Origin of the sequence: Streptomyces sp. NPDC058576 (genome assembly GCF_042718715.1) — a bacterium.
Classification (GTDB): Bacteria; Actinomycetota; Actinomycetes; order Streptomycetales; family Streptomycetaceae; genus Streptomyces.
Genome location: NZ_JBHXPF010000002.1, coordinates 16,997 through 38,376, shown reverse-complemented (window position 1 = coordinate 38,376; position 21,380 = coordinate 16,997). Strand labels below are relative to the sequence as shown.

At 70.5% G+C, this 21,380-nt stretch carries 21 protein-coding genes and 1 pseudogene; 13 read left to right on the top strand and 9 right to left on the bottom strand.

The window, feature by feature from the left end:
- Window positions 1-160: 160 nt before the first annotated feature.
- Complete coding sequence (locus ACFWRV_RS01615) at window positions 161-514, bottom strand: ROK family protein (RefSeq protein ID WP_384326778.1); 354 nt, start codon at window positions 512-514, stop codon at window positions 161-163.
- A gap of 38 nt (window positions 515-552) precedes the next feature.
- Between ACFWRV_RS01615 and ACFWRV_RS01610 the strand changes: the two genes are divergently transcribed.
- Window positions 553-1,047, top strand: a complete 495-nt coding sequence (locus tag ACFWRV_RS01610; protein ID WP_384326776.1) for a hypothetical protein — start codon at window positions 553-555, stop codon at window positions 1,045-1,047.
- Window positions 1,048-1,273: 226 nt separating this feature from the next.
- Here the strand turns inward: ACFWRV_RS01610 and ACFWRV_RS01605 are convergent, their stop codons facing one another.
- Both ACFWRV_RS01605 and ACFWRV_RS01600 read right to left on the bottom strand, forming a co-directional pair.
- Window positions 1,274-1,834: a phytanoyl-CoA dioxygenase family protein gene (locus tag ACFWRV_RS01605; RefSeq protein ID WP_384326775.1), complete on the bottom strand. Its 561-nt coding sequence runs from the start codon at window positions 1,832-1,834 to the stop codon at window positions 1,274-1,276.
- Window positions 1,831-2,142 (bottom strand): hypothetical protein, encoded by a 312-nt coding sequence (locus ACFWRV_RS01600; protein ID WP_384326773.1) that lies wholly within the window; start codon window positions 2,140-2,142, stop codon window positions 1,831-1,833. Before ACFWRV_RS01600 ends, ACFWRV_RS01605 begins: the two co-directional genes overlap by 4 nt.
- A 150-nt stretch (window positions 2,143-2,292) precedes the next feature.
- Here ACFWRV_RS01600 and ACFWRV_RS01595 point away from each other — a divergent pair, with 150 nt between their 5' ends.
- Both ACFWRV_RS01595 and ACFWRV_RS01590 read left to right on the top strand, forming a co-directional pair.
- A complete protein-coding gene (locus ACFWRV_RS01595; protein WP_384326771.1) occupies window positions 2,293-3,138 on the top strand; it encodes an AraC family transcriptional regulator in 846 nt (281 codons plus the stop codon).
- Window positions 3,139-3,528: 390 nt separating this feature from the next.
- Window positions 3,529-4,548 carry a lactonase family protein gene (locus ACFWRV_RS01590; RefSeq protein ID WP_384326770.1) on the top strand — a complete coding sequence of 340 codons (1,020 nt, stop codon included), beginning with the start codon at window positions 3,529-3,531 and terminating at the stop codon, window positions 4,546-4,548.
- Window positions 4,549-4,734: 186 nt separating this feature from the next.
- Here ACFWRV_RS01590 and ACFWRV_RS01585 read toward each other — a convergent pair whose 3' ends face one another.
- Window positions 4,735-5,568 (bottom strand): phytanoyl-CoA dioxygenase family protein, encoded by an 834-nt coding sequence (locus tag ACFWRV_RS01585; protein ID WP_384326768.1) that lies wholly within the window; start codon window positions 5,566-5,568, stop codon window positions 4,735-4,737.
- Between the two features lie 59 nt (window positions 5,569-5,627).
- Here ACFWRV_RS01585 and ACFWRV_RS01580 point away from each other — a divergent pair, with 59 nt between their 5' ends.
- Window positions 5,628-6,494 (top strand): helix-turn-helix domain-containing protein, encoded by an 867-nt coding sequence (locus ACFWRV_RS01580; protein ID WP_384326766.1) that lies wholly within the window; start codon window positions 5,628-5,630, stop codon window positions 6,492-6,494.
- Between the two features lie 123 nt (window positions 6,495-6,617).
- On the opposite strand, the gene ACFWRV_RS01575 is transcribed toward ACFWRV_RS01580, so the two are convergent.
- Both ACFWRV_RS01575 and ACFWRV_RS01570 read right to left on the bottom strand, forming a co-directional pair.
- Window positions 6,618-8,285, bottom strand: a complete 1,668-nt coding sequence (locus ACFWRV_RS01575) for a polysaccharide lyase family 8 super-sandwich domain-containing protein (RefSeq protein ID WP_384326764.1) — start codon at window positions 8,283-8,285, stop codon at window positions 6,618-6,620.
- Window positions 8,286-8,332: 47 nt separating this feature from the next.
- A pseudogene (locus tag ACFWRV_RS01570) lies at window positions 8,333-8,947 on the bottom strand (hyaluronate lyase); the annotation flags it as partial.
- Between the two features lie 416 nt (window positions 8,948-9,363).
- Here ACFWRV_RS01570 and ACFWRV_RS01565 point away from each other — a divergent pair.
- On the top strand, window positions 9,364-10,140 hold the full coding sequence (locus tag ACFWRV_RS01565) for an IclR family transcriptional regulator (protein WP_384326762.1): 777 nt from the start codon (window positions 9,364-9,366) through the stop codon (window positions 10,138-10,140).
- A gap of 117 nt (window positions 10,141-10,257) precedes the next feature.
- Here ACFWRV_RS01565 and ACFWRV_RS01560 read toward each other — a convergent pair whose 3' ends face one another.
- Window positions 10,258-11,202, bottom strand: coding sequence for a mannonate dehydratase (locus ACFWRV_RS01560; RefSeq protein WP_384326760.1), 945 nt, complete (start codon window positions 11,200-11,202; stop codon window positions 10,258-10,260).
- A 72-nt stretch (window positions 11,203-11,274) separates the two neighbouring features.
- Window positions 11,275-11,991 (bottom strand): RraA family protein, encoded by a 717-nt coding sequence (locus ACFWRV_RS01555; protein WP_384326759.1) that lies wholly within the window; start codon window positions 11,989-11,991, stop codon window positions 11,275-11,277.
- Window positions 11,992-12,437: 446 nt separating this feature from the next.
- Here ACFWRV_RS01555 and ACFWRV_RS01550 point away from each other — a divergent pair, with 446 nt between their 5' ends.
- Window positions 12,438-13,199, top strand: a complete 762-nt coding sequence (locus ACFWRV_RS01550) for an IclR family transcriptional regulator (RefSeq protein ID WP_384326757.1) — start codon at window positions 12,438-12,440, stop codon at window positions 13,197-13,199.
- Window positions 13,200-13,226: 27 nt separating this feature from the next.
- Here the strand turns inward: ACFWRV_RS01550 and ACFWRV_RS01545 are convergent, their stop codons facing one another.
- A complete protein-coding gene (locus tag ACFWRV_RS01545) occupies window positions 13,227-14,015 on the bottom strand; it encodes an IclR family transcriptional regulator (protein WP_384326755.1) in 789 nt (262 codons plus the stop codon).
- Window positions 14,016-14,298: 283 nt separating this feature from the next.
- Between ACFWRV_RS01545 and ACFWRV_RS01540 the strand changes: the two genes are divergently transcribed.
- From ACFWRV_RS01540 to ACFWRV_RS01510, 7 genes are read left to right on the top strand one after another with little or no spacing between them, the layout of a single operon-like run.
- Window positions 14,299-15,636, top strand: a complete 1,338-nt coding sequence (locus ACFWRV_RS01540) for an ABC transporter substrate-binding protein (protein ID WP_384326753.1) — start codon at window positions 14,299-14,301, stop codon at window positions 15,634-15,636.
- On the top strand, window positions 15,636-16,622 hold the full coding sequence (locus tag ACFWRV_RS01535; RefSeq protein ID WP_384326751.1) for a carbohydrate ABC transporter permease: 987 nt from the start codon (window positions 15,636-15,638) through the stop codon (window positions 16,620-16,622). Before ACFWRV_RS01540 ends, ACFWRV_RS01535 begins: the two co-directional genes overlap by 1 nt.
- Before the next feature lie 11 nt (window positions 16,623-16,633).
- Entirely contained in the window at window positions 16,634-17,494 is an 861-nt protein-coding gene (locus ACFWRV_RS01530; RefSeq protein ID WP_384326750.1) for a carbohydrate ABC transporter permease, read from the top strand.
- Window positions 17,491-18,504 (top strand): glycoside hydrolase family 113, encoded by a 1,014-nt coding sequence (locus tag ACFWRV_RS01525; RefSeq protein ID WP_384326748.1) that lies wholly within the window; start codon window positions 17,491-17,493, stop codon window positions 18,502-18,504. Before ACFWRV_RS01530 ends, ACFWRV_RS01525 begins: the two co-directional genes overlap by 4 nt.
- 14 nt (window positions 18,505-18,518) lie before the next feature.
- Window positions 18,519-19,535, top strand: a complete 1,017-nt coding sequence (locus tag ACFWRV_RS01520) for a mannonate dehydratase (protein WP_384326746.1) — start codon at window positions 18,519-18,521, stop codon at window positions 19,533-19,535.
- Window positions 19,532-20,605 (top strand): extracellular solute-binding protein, encoded by a 1,074-nt coding sequence (locus ACFWRV_RS01515; RefSeq protein WP_384326744.1) that lies wholly within the window; start codon window positions 19,532-19,534, stop codon window positions 20,603-20,605. Before ACFWRV_RS01520 ends, ACFWRV_RS01515 begins: the two co-directional genes overlap by 4 nt.
- A complete protein-coding gene (locus ACFWRV_RS01510) occupies window positions 20,602-21,321 on the top strand; it encodes an SDR family NAD(P)-dependent oxidoreductase (protein WP_384326742.1) in 720 nt (239 codons plus the stop codon). The genes ACFWRV_RS01515 and ACFWRV_RS01510 overlap by 4 nt, the downstream gene beginning before the upstream one ends.
- The last annotated feature ends 59 nt before the right edge of the window (window positions 21,322-21,380 follow it).

Sequence of the window (21,380 nt, the reverse complement as noted above, 5' to 3'; positions counted from 1 at the left end):
GCACCTACTGCTGCCGTTCAGCATTCGGCCCGCCTTCGTATACCTACCTCGCGCCTCGGCCTTACCGCAGCGGACAACCACCGTCAGCCGCTACAGCCATCACACGTTCTCCCTCAGCGCGCTGCGGCACCTCCGTACCTCCGCCCGCCACCTACGGCCTTCACCGCGCTGGTTCGCAGGGGGAGCGGTGTCCTCGGTAGTGGAGCTCGGTGGGGGCGGCCTCAGGTTGCGACGCCACCCGCAGGGCCGCTCCGATGGCACCGGCCCGGAACCCGAGGCGTGCGGAAAGGAACTCCACGTTTCCGATCAGGGAGTGACGGGGCACAAGGGCCCTGTCCACGGCCTTGCGCATGAACGCGAAAGCCGGGGCGGCACCGCCGCCGACGACGACGGTGCGGTGTCCGAGCAGGGCCAGGACGCTGCCCAGCGCGGTGCCCATGGTCTGTCCCGCGTGGTCGAGGATCCGCCGGGCGGCGGCGTCGCCCCGGCGGGCTGCCTCGACCAGGGGCGCCACACCCGCCGTCGCGTCGGCACCGGTCCGGACGTCGACCTGTGGCTCCTGCTCAGGTGGCCGGGGACCGCCACTCCCAACGCTGTGACGGCTTCGGCGTCCACCAGTTCCGCGAGAACGGCGACGACTCTGTCGGGTCCGCTGTCGGGCGTCGGCAGCGAGCCGGCGCCGATCGCAACCCCGACCCCGCCCTCCACCTAGATCTCGTCGCGCACGGCGCCCGTCTCGTCTACGACACCGTCGGGCGGATCAAGTACCGGCCCGACTCGGTCGTACTGGACCTACTGGAGACCCTGGCCTCCCACGGCAAGCTCCACCAGGTCTGCCTCGGCACCGACGTGGGCCGCAGCTCCATGCTCATCTCGTACGGCGGCGGCCCCGGTATGGACGTACTCGGCCGCGAGTTCGTCCCCCGGCTGCGCCGCCAACTCGGCCGACGCGGTCCGCACGGTGCTGGAAACGGCCCCGCAGACCGTCCTCCGGCCCGTCCCGACCACCTGAAACCCCACGCCCACCGAACGATCACCGGGTCGTAGCGGTGTTCGACGAAGTGGTCGCGGGCGTACGGGCCGCCGGCCCGGGTCGGCGATCAGGTCCTGCGCCCGGCCCGGACGATCACCGAGCCGAGGTCGTTGTGGTTGTGCAGCTCCCCGTTGTGCGCGCCCCGTCCCGTACGCCCCAGGCGGCGAGTGCGGTCAGACCGGGGACGTCGGCGTCGAACCAGTTCCCGGCACCACCCGTGCGGCGGGCCGGGCCCGTCGGTCAGCAGCTGACGTTCTTGCCCCCGCTGCCGAAGACCGCCAGCCGACGCTCCTCGGGGACCCGGACGGCGGCAGCGGGCACGTAGTGCAGTTGCAGGGCGCGCCGCCTGGTGCGGGTGCGGTTCTCGGGCGTGCCGTGGTGGAGCAGACCGTCGAAGAAGAGCGCGCCCCCGGCCGGCAGGGGCACCGTCACGTCGCTGACGGGTTCGTCCTCGCGGGCGGCGAGCACGTCGGCGTCGCAGAGCTGCCAGTCCCGCCGGCGGAAGTGCACCGCCGGACCGGCCAGGTGCGAGCCTGGACGCACGTGCATGCAGCCGTTGGCCGGGGTCGCCTCGTCCAGGGCGATCCACACACCGATGATCGGCGTCCCGGGCTCGAACGGGAAGAAGGCGTTGTCCTGGTGCCAGGGCTTCTCCCGGCCGCCGCCGGGCGGCTTGAGCAGCGCCATGTCCTGGATCATCACGACCCGGTCGTCACCGACCAGCCGGCGGACCAGGGCGAGCAACCCGGGCGCGTGCGCGACGGCGCGGAGCCGCTCGTCCAGCTCCGTGAAGCGCATCATGCGGCGCACCAGGTCCTCCGCCGCACCCCGCTCAGGTCGTGCACGCGGTCCGCCGCCCAGGCCTCGTACTGCACGTCGGCGCCGCGCGGGGCGGCCAGCACCGCGGCCAGACCGTCGAGGACCGCGGCCACCTCGGTCGGCGCGAGCAGGTCGGAGACGCCCAGGAACCCGTGCCGGCGGTAGCAGTCGACGTCGTCGTCCGAGAACCGCTCCGGTGCCGGCTGCACCGCCACGGGATGGTCGAAGGAATACAGCTCTCGCGGGTAGCCGCCGCCCTCCTCGGGGTCCAGCGTGATACCGGTGTCCATAGCCCGCCTTTCTCTGTGTCGTCGGGACCCGCTGCTCCGATCGCCGGGACCTGTGAACCCGACGCTACGAGCGGCGGGGCGGGGGGAGAATGCACCGAGCGGCCCAAAGCCTGGACCGAACCGCACCTCTCACGCCGATGGGCACCCGACATGGACCACTCCGATCCGGACGCGTGGCGCCGGCTGTGCACCATGCTGTCGAGGTCGCACGTGCCGCGGCCGACGGACGAGTGCGGCTTCGTCGACTGCGAGCCCGGCTGGATGTGGACTCCCCGGATCACGGACCACGACCTGTGGGTGGTGGTCGCGGGCCGCGGCCGTGCCGTGATCGGCGGGCGGCGCATCGCGCTCCGTCCGCGCAGCGCGCTGGTGCTGCGGCCGGGTGACACCGGGACGGTCGTCCAGGACCCGGCCGACCGACTCACCGTCGTCTACTGCCACTTCGGCTTCCACGACGGGACGGCCCCGGCCGCCCTGCCTGCCGAGTGGCTGCCCTCACGCCATCTGCGCCTGTCGCACGACAGCACCGTGATCCGGGACCTCCAGCACGTCGTCCGCCGCGTACGGGACCCGCACCCGGCCGCCGCGACGAGCAGCGCCGCCGCCCTGCTCCACGTCCTGCTGGACGTCTACCGCGAGGACGCCGGGCCGCACGACGCCCCCGACGGACACGAGCCCCGCGTCCGGCAGGTCGCCGACCGGCTCCGACGTGAGCCGGGCCTCCGCCTGCCGCTCCGCGAGGCGGCCGCCGGCGTCGGCCTGTCCCCGGTCCACTTCAGCCGTCTCTTCCGACGCTCGCTGGGCACGAGCTACCGCGACTTCGTCCTGGAGAACCGGCTCCGGCGCGCGCGTGAACTGCTGGCCGAGAGCCCGCTGCCCGTCCACCAGATCGCCGCCATGCTCGGCTACGGCGACCCGTTCCTGTTCAGCCGGCAGATCCGCCGCCGCTTCGGCGTGCCCCCCACCCGGCTCCGCCACCCGCGCGACGGCGCGTGACCCGAACGGACCGTCACCGCGCCCGTAGGTCGGCCCCGCGGGGAGTCCGGGCGGGACCACTCACGTACTGCCGTGGGAGAGCGGAGGCAGGTGTACGAGCAACTCGTCGAGTCCCTTCAGGGCGGGGTCGCTGTGGTGCGGATTGACCGTCAGACAGTGTTGGGGGGGGCGTTGTCTCGGGTCGCTGGCGTCAACGACAGGCTCATGCGCTTGAGTTGGCCGTCACCCACTAGCCGGACTTCGGCGAACCACTCGTGACAGCAGGGAGCCCGATTCGCCTGCGGTGCCGGCAGCCTGGCTGTGGTTCGCGTTCCTCGTCTCGGACGCAGCCGGTGCGATGACCGGCCCGAGGCTCTTGATCGACGGCGGCCTCACAGCGAGGCTGCCCGTATGAACGACTTCTGGATCGGTACGTACACAGGAGACCGAGGTGCCGGACAAGGCATCTACGGAGCGCGTCGCTCCGGCAACGGCACTCTGCACCTGACCGGCCTCGCCGCGCCGCAGGAATCCCCTTCCTACCTGGCCACCGGCCGCCGGGGTTCCCGGCTCTACGCTGTTGGGGAAGGTCGGTCCAGCCACGTGCGGTGCTACGCCACGGACGCGAGCGGCCTCAGGCTGCTGGCACAGGCGTCAGTGCCCGGCGGCGCGTGCCATGTCGCCGTCGCACCCGACGACCGGCAACTGGTCGTCAGCAGCTACACGGCCGGCTGCGTCTCCTTCGTACCGCTCGACGAACACGGATCGACAGGCGGACCACAGGCCGTCGCGCAGGCCAGCGGGTCCGGACCCAGGAAGGACCGGCAGGAAAGCCCTCATCCGCATGCCGCACTCCTCCTCACATCCGGCCTGGTGCTCAGCACGGATCTGGGAGCGGACAAGGTGCGCATCCACCGCCGTCACGAATCGTCCTTCGGCCTCGTGGGCGAGGTGGACATGCCGGCGGGCAGCGGGCCGCGCCATCTGATCCAGCACCCGAACGGACTCGTCTACGTCCTGTCGGAGCTCGACCACACGATCGTCGTTCTCCGGCCCACCGAAGCCGGTGGTCCGGCGTTCGACACCGCCGCGGTGTTCCCTGCCAGTCGGTTGCCGGTCGAGGCCGCGTCGCTGTCCGCGGCCATCAAGATGAGTCCCGACGGCCGGCACCTCTACACCTCGATACGTGGCGCGGACATCATCACCACCCACCGTGTCGCGCAGGAGGACGGGCGCCTCTCCGTCGTGGACGACGTGGCATGCGGCGGGGACTGGCCGCGCGACCTCTGGACGGACGGCACCTGGATGTACGTGACCAACGAGCGGTCGCATTCCGTCACCGCATTCCGCCTCAGCAGGACGAGCGGCGTTCCGGAACTCGTCGGACAAACGGACGTCCCTTCGCCGGTGTGCATCGTGGCATCCACCTGAACGCGCGCGGGGGTCTCACCTGATCCGGCACGGGGAGCAGGTTCCAGAGGTCGGCACGGACACACGAACCGCGCGCAGCGGCGATCGCGGCCCGGGCGGGCGGGTGGTCACCGGGGCGCTCGGCGGACGCCGCCGGCGAGAGGAGCGAACGGCCCGCCGAGTCCGCAGGCAGCCTCCGGAGGGCGCCTACTCGTGCTTGCGTGTCAGGGTCTGACGGCCGGAGAGGACGATGGCCGGCCCGGATGGTTCCTCGACCCATTCGCCGCACTGGCCGCCGCCCTCGCTGACGCCCAGGTCCAGAGGCGTGCCGTCCATCCGCAGCACGGGATGGTAGTACTCGGCGACGCGTTCGGCCTCGCCTTCGATGTAGTGGCCGATCAGGGACCGCCGGAAGCGGTCGGTCGTGGTGTTCGGCAGGCTGCCGTGGACCATCGACCCGTTGAAGAAGAGCACGTCTCCCGGCCTCATGACGACGGGTAGTGCCTCGTGCTGCCCGGCCAGCGGGACCTTGACGTCGGTGAAGCTGACGCGGGTGTCGGCGGACTCGGTGCACAACAGCGGCCAGCGGTGGCTGCCGGGAACCATGTGCAGGCAGCCGTTGTCCTCGTCGGAGGGGTCGAGCGCCATCCACGCCGCGATGCAGGTCCCGGGCTCGGCGCGCAGGTAGAAGTTGTCCTGGTGCAGGGCCTGGCCGCGGGAGCCGGCCGGTTTGAAGTAGAGCATCGTCTGGACCGCGTAGGGGTCCCGGCCCAGCAGGTCGTTGAGGACCTCGCGGATCCTCGGGTCGGTGAGCCAGCGCAGCGTGGTGTCGTCGTGGCGGTGCATGTGGGACATGCGCGGGTACCGCCGCAGCGGGTCCCGTTTTGACCAGGACGGACCGACCCGGTCGTGTTGTCGGGCTCCTCGGGCGCGCAGCGCCATGTAGTGCTCGATCAGGGCTGAGACCTCGGCTTCGGCGAACATGCTCCGCGCCACCGCGTACCCGTCGCGGTCGAAGGCCGCCTTGATGGAATCACTCATCGATGCCTCTCCTCAACGTGTCAGGGCGGGGCTTCCGCCTCCGCTCTCGCCCTGCCAGCATGGCTTTCGTGCCTTCCTCAGAACAGAGCCGATCCACGCACGGGCTTGATGCTTTGACTCATACGCCGCAATGGCTGGCCGAGCGAACCGGTGTGCGTCTGGTCACCGCGCCGACGTACTGGCGTTGCGAACCCTCTTGGTCGTGGCACCCGCCGCCGCTGGAGGACCATGTTCTGTGGTGTGTGCTCGGGGGCGTCGGGCATCTCGCGCTGGCCGGCCGGACTCAGGCGCTCAGCGCGGGTGTGTGCTGTGTGTTCGCGCCGGGCGACGAGCCGGTCGCCGCGCACGATCCGCAGCGGCCGCTCCTCGTGTTCGGCATGAGGTTCACGGGCGCCGGAGGCGCGCCGGCGGGCGGTTTCGCACCACCGGGGCAGTGGTGCCAGGTGCGCGACACGTCGCTGCTCAGAGGGCTCGCGCGGCGGTGCGAGACCACGCACCGCCGGGGGGACGATTTCGGCGCGCACCACGCGCGGCTCTGTGTCGAGCAGATCCTCGCGCTGCTGTGGGACGAGGCCGTGCACCCGGAGGCCGGCCCCGTGGACGCGCTCCTCGACGAGATCGGGCAGGAGATCCGGTCCGATCCCGGGCGCCGCTGGAGTGTCGGGGAACTGGCCGCCCGGACCGGGCTCTCACGCGCCCAGTTCACCCGGCGCTTCACGGCCCGGGTCGGTTCGCCTCCCGCGAGGTACCTCATCCAGCAGCGGGTGAGCCGCGCCCGGCAGCTCCTGGGGGAGACGGACATGACGGTCACTCAGGTGGCCGCTGCCCTGGGCTACACGGACCTCGCCCACTTCAGCCGTCAGTACAAGCAGTACACCGCGACATCGCCGGGCCGGGTCCGCTCGCAGCGTCAGGGGCATGACTGAGGGGAGGCGCCTGCGGCGCCGCGCTCGCGCAGCATGCGCCGGTAGATCGGCGGGGGTTCGTCGCTCTCCGCTGGACTCACGACGTCAGGTCCTTTCGTCTCGGACGGGGGTGGGGGCAGCGGTTCAGCGCAGGCGGAACCGTGCCGTGTACGTCCGGCCGTTGCTGTTGTCGACGGCCACCGAGAGGACGACGGCCGGGCTGAGGGACACGACGGTGACCCCGGGGTCGGTCGAGACGGCGGCTGCCGCGTTCGCGTCGACGGTGACCCGGACCGTCCCCGTCTGTGCCTTCGAGGCGTCGGCGACGGCGACCGTCAGCTCACCCTTCGAGACCCGGGTGACGACCGACGCCTTACGGTCCACGGTGATACCGGCGGTCTCGGGCGCTCCGGGCTCCCAGACGTTCACCATCGCGATGCCGGCCGCCGCGTGGCGAACGCCCTGCACGGCTGGGGTGTTGCTGACGACGGAGATGTCCGGTGCGGCGGCGTAGGCGCTGGTCTGCGCCGCCGACGCGGTCGGCAGCAGCACGTAGGCGTAGGTGGCGTTCGTCGGGCTGGTGCCGTGGTCGAACCAGAGGGTGATGTAACGCCGGCTGTAGACGGTGTCGTCGGGGTAGGTCCGGTTGATGTCGCTCCACTTGCCGGTGCGGTCCTCGCGGAGCGCCTTGACCGTTCCGCCGCTGGGGAAGACGTAGCCACCGACGCCGTCGATGTGCGCCCACTTGGGGTTCTTGAGCACCGTCGGGGCGCCGTTGGGGGTGCTCTGCGTGGCGGCGCTGTCGACGACGAGGCCCGTCCTGCCGTTCTGACCGGTGTTGCGGTTCTCGACGACGGTCTCGATGGTCCGGCCGTCCGTGCTGGTGATCGCGGTGCCGAGGCACACGACACGGTCGCCGACGCAGAACCACGACTTGCGTGCGCTGAGGGTGGTGCCGGCGGGGCGCAGGCCCATGCCGATCGCGCCCAGCCCGTCGACGGTCGCGCCGCCTGCGAAGACGCTGGTGGTGGTCAGCGCCTGGGCCGTGCCGAGGGTCCGGGTGTCGACCGTGGTGCCCGGCAGGCGGTAGGGGTTGATCGTCGGCCAGTAGCCGTTGGAGAACTGTGCCTGCTTGGCCGGCAGGTACAGGTAGGTGGTGCCCCAGCCGGTGTACCAGCCCTTGAGGTTCTCCGCGTTGATGGACTCGTAGGGCTTGACGATGTTCGAGGCCATGGCGATGCCGAGGGCGAACCGGGGGCGGCGGTGCACCGCGCGGGCCATGCCGGCGGAGACGACGTGGCCGACGGACTCCGCACCGGTGGCGACGCCGCTGTCCCGCACCACCGCGCGGGCCAGGGCCAGGGAGGCCACGCGCTGGCTCTGGAGCGGGTCGAAGGCGAAGAAGTCGCGGGCCTCGTCGCGAGTGATCCAGTGCTTGGCGAGTTCCCGGAGGTACCTCGCCTCGGACGCGGGGGCGACGGTGGCGAGTTGGAGCATCCCGGCGGTCAGCAGGTGCCCGGCGACATGGTCGCTGGTGAAGTTGCGGGCAGTCTCCCGTCCTCGCGTCATGTCCATCATCGCGCCGAAGTACGTGTAGGGGGCGAAGGCGTTGCGCACCCACGCGAAGACGTTGCCGGACTCGGGGCTCGGGGACTGCCACGGGGAGGTGTGGAGCATGGAGAGCAGTGAGGCGACGTTGTACAGCAGGCTCTTGCCGTAGCCGCCGTTGTAGGAGTAGTTGGCGTGCTGGACGAACGAGCCGTCCCGGTAGAAGCCGTCGCCGGAGGTGACGTACGGGAAGACGGCGCCCACCGCGCCCCGGACGGTGTCCAGGGGGTGGCGCTCCCGGTCAGCGCTCCGCGTACCGCGCCGACCGTGCACGCCCACACCAGGTTGGCGCCGGTCGCCCGGCCGCCGTTCACCTTCGAGGGGTCGGGGGCGTACGCGGTGATCGCCCGGCCGGCGGTGCTGATCTGGGTGGACGTCAGCTGGTCGTACATGAGCACGCAGAAGTCGTTCAGGGCGAGCGGGGTGCCGATCTCCCACTCCCACCAGTTGTTGTAGCGGGTGACGGTCCCGTAGCGGTTCGCCAGCAGCCAGTCGAAGGCGGAGAGCAGGTCGGCGGTGAGGGTGGCGTTGTCGTAGAGCGGGGAGCCCGGTGACCTGACGGCCAGCGCCAGGTTCCGCAGCCGTTCCATGGACTTGCGGATGTGCGAGGGGTCGGTGGTCGAGGTCAGGTCGGGCCACAGCGCGGTGCGGGTGCCGGAGGTGTCGAGGGTGTCCCGGACGGTCCTCGCGGACGCGGCCGAGTCGGCGAGGAATGTCTTCAGGACAGGGTCGGTGGCGTCGTAGGCGCCGATGAGAGTGGAGTGCCAGGCCGCGCGGAGTTTCGTGAAGTCGTCGGCCGGGGCGGCGGACGCGGGGATGGCGCGGGCGGCCAGCAGCGCCGCCGACGCGCCGGCCGCTCCGATCATGACGGCGCGCCGGGTGACGTCGGAAGCCGGTCTTGCCGAGCCGTTGTCGGGGTGCATCATGGGCCCCTTCTCTCAACTGGATGTCCGGTGGGGGGTGCTGTCGCGCCCGTGAGGGTGCCGGGGGCGCCGCCCGAGGGGAACGGGAAGCGCGGACGTCGTGCAGGGCTGGTGAGCGCGGGGCACGGTGCGCGGGCGGGGCGCCGCCGCGCGCGGGGGATGTGGCTGCGCGCGGCCGGTCAGGCCGGTCCGTGCCGGTCCCGTGCGAGGGCGCACCAACGATTCCACCAGTAGATGCACTGGATGAACGCTTGATGCACTATTTGCAGCACGCGCTCAGCCTTCCGGCGTTGCACAGCTCATGTCAACGGTCTGACGTGTGATTGTTTGCAGGTGTTCGCATGGTGCAACATGACTCCATGAGTGATGCGCCCCAATCTCCGCGGCCCGCCACACCCGGTGCCCGTACCCTCGTGCGTGGTCTGCAACTGCTCGAACTGGTCGCCGAGGCAGAGGACGGGGCGCGCGTGAGCGACCTGGCGCAGAGTCTGGGACTGGACCGCGGGACCGTCTCCCGGCTGCTGTCCACGCTGCGTGAGTGCGGCTACGTGCGCCAGCGTCCCTCCGACCGCCGGTACTCGCTGTCGAGCAAGCTCACCCGGCTGTCGCAGGGGTACCTGGGCCAGCTCGACCTGCGCATGCTCGCGCGTCCGAGACTCGCGGCGCTGCGGGACGAGGTCAACGAGACCGTCCACCTGGCGATCCGTGAGGGCAACCGGGTTACCTACATCGACCAGTTGGAGCCGGACCGGCCGGTCCGGCACAGTTCGGCCGTCGGACAGACGCTGCCCATGCACGTGACGGCGATGGGGCGCGCGGTGCTGTCCAGGCTGTCGGCCCAGGAGCGCCGGACGCAGCTGGAGCGGGCGCTCGGCGAGTACCGCTACGAGGACTTCATCCAGGACAGGGAGCGCCTGGACAAGGAGTTGGAGCTGGCGGTCGAGCGGGGCTGGGCCACGGTGGACCGGGGCGACGACGTGACGCGGGTGGGCTCGGCGATCTGCGACTCCCTCGGGAACCCCATCGGGGCGATCAGCGTCTCGGGGCCGTCGTACCGGGTGCGTCCCGAGATCGACCACTTCGGCGAGCGCTGCGCCGCGGTGGCCCGTCAGATCGCGAACGACTACAACAGCTGAACGGCCACAACAGCCGGTCGGGTCGGCACGCCGGCGGCCCCGACCGGCCGTCGGCGTGCCTCCACCCGCTCACCGGCCGCCCCGGGGGCGGGCGGGTGAGCGGGTGGGCGCGCCGGTTCAGCGGGTACCCTCCGCGAGACCGCGCAGGTAGCCGACGGCGTAGAGGCGGCCGAGCGTCTCGTAGCCGGGGTGATCGTTGGGCTCACCATCGAGGGTGGGCACGTGGTCGGAGCGCATCGGCCCGTCGAAGCCGATCTCTTGGTACGCCCGCATCGCCGCCCGCATGTCGGTCATGCCCTCGTCGTGCCAGGTCTCGGTGAACTTCGTCGCGTCGCCCTGGACGTCCCGGAAGTGGACGAACCGGATGCGGTCGGCGAACCGCTTGACGGTGGAGGGGATGTCGGCGCCCATGGTGGCGAACGTGCCCTGGCAGAAGGTGAGTCCGTGGGCCGGGCTGTCGGACAGCGACATCGCCCGCTCGATCAGGTCCGGCGTGCGCAGGATCCGGCCGACGCCCCGGTAGGGCGAGAGCGGCGGGTCGTCCGGGTGGACGGCGAGCTGGATCCCGGTCTCCTCCGCGACGGGCAGGACCGCGTCGAGGAAGTAGGCGTAGTTGGCCCACATCTGCTCCTCGGAGATCCCCTCGGGGTGGGAGGGGAGATCGGCGAGGTCGGCGGCGTCGAAGCCGGTGACGAGGGAGCCGCCGCGGCCCGGCTCGGCCATGCGGGTGCGGCCCCAGCCGAACACCATGAAGTTGTAGCAGAGGAGCGGGATGTCCAGCGCGGCCATCGTGTGCAGCAGGGTGTGGACGCGGGCGATCTCCTCGTCCCGTCCGGGCAGGCCCTGCTTCACCTTGTCCATGGGCGGCACCGGCTCCAGCACCTCGACGCGCATCCCCGCCTCCTGGACGGGGCGCACCGCGGCCCGCACCGTCTCCCAATCGACGGGCATCGAGCCGTCCGGCCCTTCGGGCAGACGCAGCACGGCGTGATCGACGCCGCACTGGCGCATCAGCCGCATGAGCCGGTCCTGTCCGGGGCGGATGTACTCGGCGATGTGCATGGTGGTTCGTCCTCCGGGAGAAAAGTCAGGGGGCGGCGGCTCCGGCCGCCCCTGCGGGGGTCGGACGATCGGTCAGAGGCGGCCGTAACGCTTGTAGACGGCGACGGGGTCCTCACCGGAGGCGAACAGGGCGCGGGTCTCGTTCTCCGTGGTGACCAGCTTCTCGCACTTCTCCAGGACGTCCACCACGCCCTCGCGGGGGACGACGACGACGCCGTCGAGGTCGCCGAAGAGGAAGTCGCCGGGGTGGACCTGGACGATCTGGGAGAGCGCGCCGCGCAGGGCGACAGGGCTCTGCCACTCGTAGTAGGACCAGCGGCGGAAGGCCTCGACGGGCGACTGGTAGCGGCAGAAGACCGGGAAGTCGTCCTCCAGGAGGAAGCCGGTGTCGCGGCATCCGCCGTCGACGACGGCGCCGATGACGCCGCAGGACTTGCCGACGACGGCGTTCATCTCACCGTAGTGGGCGGCCTGGGTGTCGAAGGAGCAGTCGCGGACGTCGATGAGGGGGACGCCCTGGGCCTTCATCTCCCCGAACATGTGGATGCGCTTGCCGCGCAGGTCCTCGTTGCCGGTGGAGTCCGGAATGCCCTTGAGGGTGAAGGCGGGGCCGGCCAGGACCATGTCCTGGCGGACCGGCTTGAGGTCGGGGGCGAGCGCCTGGTAGGGCAGGCCCTGTTCGTCGAGGATGTCGTACACCGCGCCTGAGTACAGCCGGCGGTACCGCTCGATGAGTTCCTCGACGGGCACACCGTAGCCGTAGATGGTGGCGGCAGCGGTCACGGTCATATCGGCAAGTCCTGTTCGTAGAGGTGGCCCGCGCCGCTGCGGGAGCGGTGCGGGTGGAGTGCGTGCATGTGGGCGCGCGGACCGGCCGGCGGCGGATCGGCGCCCTGAGAGGTGGAGGCGTTACGAGAACATCGACCCGGCAAGTTGCATTTGATGCAACCGTGTTGCAGGCAATGCCTATTGCAGGTCAGTACGGTCCGGGGTGTCAAGAGGTGCGTCGCGACGGAAAGCGGATCCGGCCTTCCGCCGCGAACCGATACCGCGTCAGTGGCGGATGAACGGGGCGAACATGGCGACCCTCGCCTCCACCTTGCACCCAGGAGATGACCAACGCACACTTGCCCGTGTTTCACATGATGCAATAGCGTTATCGAGGTCCCGTGCATCGCAACAGGTCAGCACGGCGCGACGCGCACAGGGGGAACGTTTTGTTGCACAAGGCGCAATTGTCATCGGAGCCGAAGCCCGCCTCCCGCACCCTGGCCCGGGGCTTCCAGCTCCTGGAGCTGGTCGCGGGCAGCCCGGAAGGGGCCGCCGTAACCGATGTGGCGGCGCGCGCAGGCCTGGACAAGGGAACCGTCTCCCGCCTCCTGTCCGCACTGCACCAGCTGGGCTACGTGGGACGGCGGCCCGGTGACAGCCGCTACGTCCTGACGAGCAAGGTGCTGGTCTGGGCGCGCAGTTACGAGAGCCGGCTGAACCTTCGGGAGACGGCCCGGCCCCATCTGGCAGCCCTGCGCGACCTCACCCAGGAGACCGTGCACCTGGCCGTCCGGGAGGGGCGGCGGCTCGTCTTCGTCGACCAGGCCCAGCCCGACCGGGCGGTGCGGCTGGCCTCGGCCGTGGGGCAGAGCCTTCCGCTGCACGTCACGGCGATGGGGCGGGCGATCCTCGGCGCCCTGCCGCCGGGGCAGAGCGCGGCGCTGGTGGGGCAGTTGACCGCCGATCCGCACTTCGCGGAGTTCGTCGTCGACCTGGAGCACGTGCGGAACGAGGTGGAGCGGGCCCGTCGCGACGGCTGGGCGACGGTGAGCCGCGACGACGACGTCACCCGGGTAGGCTCGGCCGTCGTCAACGCCGCCGGTGAGCCGGTCGGCGCGATCAGCGTCTCCGCCCCCGCCTACCGCGGCGACGAGCGCCTGGAGGAGCTGGCGACCCACTGCCTCGCCGCCGGGCGCCTGATCAGCGCGGCCCTGGCCGGGAACTGACATCCCGGCACCCGGCCCCGCCCCTCCTCAGCCGCCCAGGGCCGCGCTGATCCTCCGGCCCGCGGCCCGGCACAGTGCGGCCAGTTCCTCCACGCGGGCCTCGGTCCGGTAGGCCGGCCCCGAGATGCTGATCGCACCGACCGGCTGTCCCGTCGCATCGAGGACGGCGACCCCGACCCGGGTCACCTCGTCGTCCCGGGCCACCGTCGCCCAGCCGTCGCGACGGGCGTGTTCGACCTCGTCGCGTATGTGGTCCAGGTCGACGACGAACTCGGCGAAATGCGGATCGGAGACCAACTGCCCCATCAAGGCGTTACGTTCCTTCTGCGGCATGGCCGCAAGGACGGCGCGACCCATGGCGGTGACATGCAGGGGAAGGCTCTGCCCGACGGCCGAGGCCAGCCGCACCTCGCGGTCGGGCTCGGCCTGGTCGACGTAGACGAGCTGCCGGCCCTCACGGATGGCCAGGTGCACGGTCTCATTGGTGGCGTCCCGCAGGGCCGCAAGGTGGGGGCGGGCCGCGTCCCGCAGGTTGAGCTGGTTCTCGTAGCTGCGGGCCAGCACGAGCACCTTGCCGGACAGGATGTACCGCCGGTCGGTGGGCCGTTGACTCACGTAGCCCAACTCCTTGAGCGCGGACAGCAGCCGCGAGACCGTCCCCTTGTCGAGGCCCGATCGGGCGGCGACGTCGGTCACTCCCGCACCCTGCGGGCTGCTCGCCACCAGCTCCAGGAGCAGGAAGCCACGGGCCAGCGTGCGCGGCACGGATCTCGGCTCCGCCTTCGCCTGCGGTATCAGTTGCGCGTCACGCAACATGTCACCTCTCTTGACCAGTATGTGATCTTGCGCTTTCCTCGGTTGCATCGCTCAGTGCAACGGTATTTCATTCTGTGAAACAGAGGCAACCAGGCACTCCTCACACTTGTTGCAATATGCGCAACAACAGTCGAGGCGGTAGCCATGCGGCCGGGCCCTCCGTACAACGCTCTGAACAGGACGGACTGCCTTCGTTCAGAGGGTTGACAGCCACTCGGCGCTGCTCTGGAATGACACGCACAGTGCAACAGAGTTGTATGGAACCAAACTTGAGGAGGTTCACGTGACACAGGGATTCGATCGGCGCCAGCTCCTGCGCCTCGGTACGGGAGCGGCGGCGGGGATAGGCTCCGCGAGCCTTCTCGCGGCCTGCGGGCTCGGCGGCGGCACCAGCAGCACGTCGGGCTCGGGCGGTTCCGGCGACGGCAGGGTGACCGGCGATGTCCGGCTCGCCTGGTGGGGTTCGGACCTCCGCCACGAGGCCACCAACAAGGCGCTCAAGCGCTTCGAGCGGAAGTACCCCGACCTCACCGCGAAGGGTGAGTTCAGCGGTTTCCAGGGCTACTTCGACAAGCTCGCCACCCAGACCGCCGGCGGCAACGCCCCGGACACCTTCCAGGTCCTGGTCGAGTACGTGCCCGAGTACGCGAGCCGCAACGCGCTCCTCGACCTCAGCTCCTACGAGGGCAAGGCGCTGAACCTCGGCGACGTCGACCAGACCTCCGTGGACGGCGGCCGGATCGGTGACAAGCTCGTCGCGATCAGCTTCGGGGACAACACCCCGGCCGTCTACTACGACAAGGCGGCGATGGGCAAGCTGGGCCTGCAGGTCCCCGAGCCCGGCTGGACGTGGGACGACCTGGTGACCCTCGGCGGCGACGTGAAGAAGAAGTCCGGCGGCGACGTCTTCGGCTGTCACGACTTCTCCGGCGTCAGCTACGCCCTGGAGACCTGGCTGCGCCAGAAGGGCAAGGACCTCTACACCAAGGACGGCGGCCTCGGCTTCACCAAGGGGGACCTGGAGGAGTGGTTCGGCTTCTGGGCCGACCTGCGCAAGGAGAAGATCCTGGTGCCGGCCGACGTCCAGGCGCTGTTCAAGGGCAACAACGCCGACATCCCCATGATGAAAGGCGTATGCGTCAACTTCGTCAACTACGGCAACCTGCTGCCCGGTCTCCAACTCGCCACGAAGAACGAGCTCGTCCTCACCACCCAGCCCAAGGCCAAGGGCGAGAAGCGGGCGGGCGCCTACATCAAGGCCGCCAACTGGCTCTCGGTGTACAGCAAGGCGAAGAACACGGACGCGGCCGTCGCCCTCATCGACTTCTTCGTCAACGACCTCGAAACCGGCAAGCTCCTCGGCATCGACCGGGGCGCCCCGCCGTCGGCGAAGGTCCGCGAGGCCGTCAAGCCGACGCTCGACAAGGAAGGCAAGAAGTTCCTGGCATACCTGGAGACGGCCTCCCAGGACGTCACTCCCCTCGACGTGCCCGCCGCCAAGGGCGCCGGCACCGTCTACGCCGAGCTGATCAAGGCCGCCGAAGAGATCGGCTTCGGCCGTGCGTCCGTCTCCGAGGGCGCGGACCGTCTGTACGCCGAGGCAGAGCGGGCCCTTCGCTGATGGCCGGTACCCAGACCCGGGTGAAGCCTGCGGCCCACCGGGCCGCCGGTTCTCCCCTGCCCCACAAGACGAAGGAACGGCGCGGCAAGCCCAGGTCGGCCAGGCGGTCGGAGGCCCGCTACGCCCTGCTCTTCCTCGCCCCCTGGCTGATCGGCGTCATCGGGTTCACCGCCGGCCCGATGCTGTACTCCCTCTACCTGTCGTTCACCGACTTCGACCTGCTCTCCGATCCGAAGTGGGCGGGCCTGGCGAACTACGCGTTCATGTTCTCCGAGGACCGCAGGTTCTGGCCCTCGATGAACGCCACGTTCCTCTACGTCGTCGCCTCCGTGCCGCTCAAGCTGGCGTTCGCGCTGGGCGTCGCGATGATGCTGAACCGCGGGCTCAGGGGGCTCGGCATCTACCGGGCCGTGTTCTACCTGCCCTCCCTGCTCGGCGCCTCGGTCGCGGTGGCCGTGCTGTGGCGGCGCGTCTTCGCCGGCGACGGACTGCTCAACCAGTTCCTCGGCTGGTTCGGCCTGGACGGCCCGAGCTGGATCTCCGAGCCGGACTACGCGCTGTGGACCCTCGTCCTGCTCGCCGTCTGGCAGTTCGGCTCACCCATGGTGATCTTCCTCGCCGGGCTGAAGCAGGTCCCTGTCGAGCTCTACGAGGCCGCCGAGATGGACGGCGCGAGCAGGTGGCAGCGCTTCCGCAACGTCACGCTGCCGCTCCTGACACCGCTGATCTTCTTCAACCTCGTGCTGCAGACGATCACGTCGTTCCAGAGCTTCACCCCCGCCTTCGTCATCAGCGGCGGCACCGGCGGGCCCGCCGACTCCACCCTCCTGATGCCCCTGTACCTGTACCAGGAGGCCTTCGCCAACTTCCGGATGGGCTACGCCTCCGGCCTGGCCTGGATCCTGCTGCTCGTCATCGCCGCCTTCACCGCCGCCCACTTCGCGCTCGCGCGCCACTGGGTCTTCTACGGCGACCAGCGCAAGTGAGGACGTCCACCATGACCACACCGACCCCGACCCGGCCGGCCCGGGCGGCCGCGCGGAAGCGGCTCGTCGCACACGGCCTGATCATCCTCGCCTGCGTCGTGCTCCTCTATCCGCTGCTGTGGATGCTCTCGGCGTCCTTCAAGACCGAGGACTCCATCTTCGCCGACCCCGGACTGCTGCCCACCTCACCCGACCTGGGCAACTACGAGCGCGGCTGGAGCGGCACCGACTCCCCGTTCGGGATGTACCTGCTGAACTCGCTGCTGATCTGCGTCGGCGCGGTGATCGGCAACGTGCTGGCCTGCTCGATGGCCGCCTACGCTTTCGCGCGGCTGGAGTTCCCGTTCAAGCGCACCCTGTTCGCCATCATGCTGCTGACGATCATGCTGCCGCACCAGGTGACGCTGATCCCGCAGTACGTCCTGTTCGACTCCCTCGGCTGGATCAACACCTACCTTCCGCTGGTGGTGCCGAAGTTCCTCGCGGTGGACGCCTTCTTCATCTTCCTGATGGTCCAGTTCATCAGGGGCCTGCCACGGGAACTCGACGACGCCGCGTACGTCGACGGCTGCACACCGTTCTCGGTGTTCTGGCGGGTGGTGCTGCCGCTGGCACGTCCCGCACTCGTCACCACCGCCATCTTCACCTTCATCTGGACCTGGGACGACTTCCTCGGACAGCTGGTCTACATCTCCGACTCGAACCTGTTCACCGCCCCCCTCGGGCTGCGTCTGTTCCTGGACTCCGGCGGTGAGTCGGCGTGGGGACCGATGTTCGCCATGAGCGTCCTGTGCCTCATTCCCACCTTCGGATTCTTCCTCGCCTTCCAGAAACTCCTGATCGAAGGCATCTCGACCTCGGGGCTCAAGTGACCAACCGACTCGCTCCGCTCCACAGGGGATACAACTTCGGCTACCTCGCCCCCCGCGGCTACTACGCCTCCCCCGAGGCAGCGGCGGAGGTCGACGCGATGGCGGAGGCCGGCGCGAAGTCCGTCGCGCTGATGGTCACCGTCATGCAGGAGACCTTCGCCTCCACCCGCCTCTACCAGGACTTCGAGTACACCGCTTCCGACGAGGAACTGGCCCGCATCATCGAGCACATCCACGGCAGGGGCATGCAGGTCCTGCTCAAGCCGGTGGTGGAGTGCCAGGACAGCGCATGGCGGGGGCGGATCACCTTCCCCCGCGACGACCGGCAGATCCAGGGCCGGTACGTCGACTACTGGGCCCGGTGGTTCGACTCCTACGCCAAGGTCGTCCGCCACTACGGCGCGCTCGCCGAGCGGACCGGCTGCGCGCTGTTCTCCGTCGGCTGTGAACTGCAGGGTATGGACGACCGCATCGAGCACTGGTCGCGGATCATCGCCGAAGCCCGCCAGGTGTTCTCCGGGCCGCTGACCACCCAGGTCAACGATCCCGCCCTGGTGGCCGGCGCCGACTACGCCTGGCTGCGTGAACTCGACGTGCTCTCCATCAGCTTCTACAAGAGCTCCGCCCCGAAACCGGGCGCGAGCGTCGCGGAGATGAAGGCGCACCTCGCGCCGCAGGTCGCCGGGCTCCGGGCGCTGGCCGAGGAGTACGGACTGGCCATCCTGTTCAACGAGTCCGGCTGCCGCTCCCTGCACGGCGCGGCGACCGACCCCGGCGACTACCGGCCCTCCGGCGCCTACAGCGGCCAGGAGCAGGCCGACTTCGCCGAGGCGCTGCTGTCCTCCTTCTGGAACGAGGACTGGTGGCGGGGTCTGTACTGGTGGAAGTGGGAGGAACAGCAGCGCCGTCCCCACTACTACGAGGACCCCGCCGGCGACTCCGGCTTCACCGTCCGGGGCAAACCCGCCGCCGACGTCATCGCCCGCTGGTACACCCGCACCGACCGCTGAGGAGAGATCAGCCCATGCGCGCCGCGCTCGCCACCTTCCACCCCGCCACCACCGACCGACTCCGCTTCACCCGGCAGCTGGGCCTCGACGACGGCCTGCTGTGGGGTCCCACCCTGCCGCCGGACATCGCGAAGCTGGACTACAAGGCTCTGCTCGACATCCGTGGCCGCTTCGAGGGCGAGGGCCTGTCGCTGTACGCGATCGAGACGCTGCCCGCCGCCTTCATGCAGGACGTCATCCTGAACGGTCCCCACCGCGACGAGCGCGTCGAGGAACTGCGCCGTCTGGTACGGGACATGGGCCGTGCCCGCATCGGAGTGTTCGGCTACAACTGGATGGTCGACGGGGTGTGGCGCACCTCCAACCACCACACGCTGCGCGGCGGTGCCAAGGGCACGGTGAGCGTCGCCGAGGACCTCGCCCGCGCCCCCGTCACGCACGGGCGGGAGTACACCGAGGACGAGATCTGGGAGAACTACCGCTACTTCCTGGAAGCGGTGGTGCCGGTGGCGGAGGAGGCCGGTGTGCGGCTCGCGCTGCACCCGAACGACGCCCCGGTACCCAGCGTCGGCGGTGTCCCGGCACTGTTCTCCACCCGCGCCAACTTCGAACGCGCTCTGGCCCTGGTGGACAGCCCCGCCAACGCCCTGTGCCTGTGCCTGGGCAACTGGGGGGCCATGGGTGAGAAGATCCCCGAGGTCATCCGGGACCTGGGCCCCCGTGGGAAGATCGTGTACGTGCACTTCCAGGCGGTCCAGAACAACATCCCCGAGCACGGCCGGTTCAACGAGTGCTTCGTCGACGAGGCCGACAACGACGCCCTCGACATCATGCTCGCCCTGCACGAGACGGGCTTCGACGGGGTTTTCATTCCCGGTCACGTCCCGCAGATGGAGGGCGACGACGAGTGGCGCACCAGCCACTCCCTCAGCACGACGCCGTACACCCATCCGATGGGCGGGCACCGGGCCCGCGCCTTCACCGTCGGGTACCTGCGGGGGCTCGCCAAGGCCGTGGAGCGTCTCGCGTGAGCGCGGTTGTCAGGGGGCTGAGCTGGGACCATCCGCGCGGACATGCCCCGCTGGTGGCGGCGTCGGACGCGTGGGCGCACGCGCGCGGGGGCGTCCGGGTGGAGTGGACGCCGCGCTCGCTCGCCGACTTCGGCGGGGGTGAACTCAGCCGGTATCTGGGCGAGTTCGACCTGGTGGCCTGCGACTACCCGCTCATCGGGCGGGCCGTCGCCGAGGGGTGGTTGCAGCCGCTGAACGGGATCGCGGACGTCTTCGCCGGCCCGAGCCACGCCTCGTACACCCTGGACGGGCAGCTGTGGGCGGCCCCGGTCGACGCCGCCGCGCTGACCTTCGCCCGCCGGCCCGACCTGCTGCCCGAACCACCCTCCACGTTCGCCGAGTTGCTGGATCTCGCCGGCCGGACCGGCCGGGTCGCCGTCCCGCTGTCGCTGTTCTCGGCGGTGGCGCTGTACGCGACGTTCTGCGCGGAGGCAGACGTCGACCCGTTCGGCCACTCCCCCGGGCGTCGCCATGCCCTGGACCGAATGGCGGAACTCGCCCCGCACACCACGCGGCGCGGCTCGGTGGATCTGCTGCGCACGATGGCCACGAGCGACGAACTCCTCGCCGTGGCCTGGCCGTACGGGTACAGCACGTACAGTCTGGCCGGCGCGTTCGGCCACCGGATCGCGTTCACCGATCCGCCCTCGTCCGTGCCCGGCAGGCCGGCCAGGCCCACCCTCGGCGGTGTCGGTCTGGGGCTGCTGACCGGCGGACCGGCCCCCGAAGTCGCCGGCGAACTGCTGCGCCACCTCGTCGGGCAGGACGCCCAGCGCGGTCTGTACACCACCAGTGGCGGGCAGCCGGCGCTCGCCGCCGCCTGGGACGACCCGGGTCTCGACCGGGCCGTCCTCGGGTTCTTCACCGGCACCCGCACGTCTCTGGAGAACGCCTACGTCCGTCCCAACGCCGCCTGGTACGACCACGCCCAGCCGCGGATCGGTGCGGTGCTGCAGGAGTTCACGGCGGGTGAGCGGGTCGCCGCTGCGACCCTCTCGGCGATGGACGACATCGTGAAGGCCGTCTCGTGACGGGGTCGCTGGCGGACCGCACCGTGGTGGTGACCGGCGCCGCGCGTGGCATCGGTGCCGGCATCGCGGAGGGCTGCCTCGCGGCCGGCGCGCATGTCTGGGCGCTGGACACCGACGAGCCGGCCGTGCGCCCGGGGCGGTGGACGTCGCGGGTGGTGGACGTCACCGACGCCGAGGCGGTCGAGGCGCTGCTGGCCGAGCTGCCAGGACCGGTGGACTGCCTGGTCAACAACGCCGGTATCAACCGGCGTTCGCCCGTCGCGGACCTTCCCGACGACCTCTGGCAGGCGGTGCACGCCGTCAACCTGGCGGCGCCCGTCCGCATGGTGCGGCAGTTCCTGCCGCGACTGCGCACGCCGGGGGCCTCGGTCGTCAACGTTTCCTCGATCCGCGGCAGCGTGGCCTTCTCCGGTGACGTCGCGTACATCGCGGCGAAGGGTGGTCTCGACGCGGCGACGCGCGCGCTCGCCGTGGAGCTGGGACCGCTGGGGATCCGGGTGAACTCCCTGGCTCCCGGGGCGGTGGAGACCGAGCTCAACCGTGAGGTCCTCGCCGTGCCGGGGCACCGGGAGAACGTGGTCCAGCGCATCCCGCTGGGCCGGATCGGTACCCCGGAGGACATCGCCGGAGCGGCGGTCTTCCTGGCGGGCGACGCCTCGCGGTTCGTCACGGGTGTGGTGCTGCCCGTCGACGGCGGGCAGCTCGCCCTGGGCTGAGGCCGCAGGCCGGTGGTACTGCGTGCGTGGGCGCGGCGAACGGTGTGGTGCACGGCGCG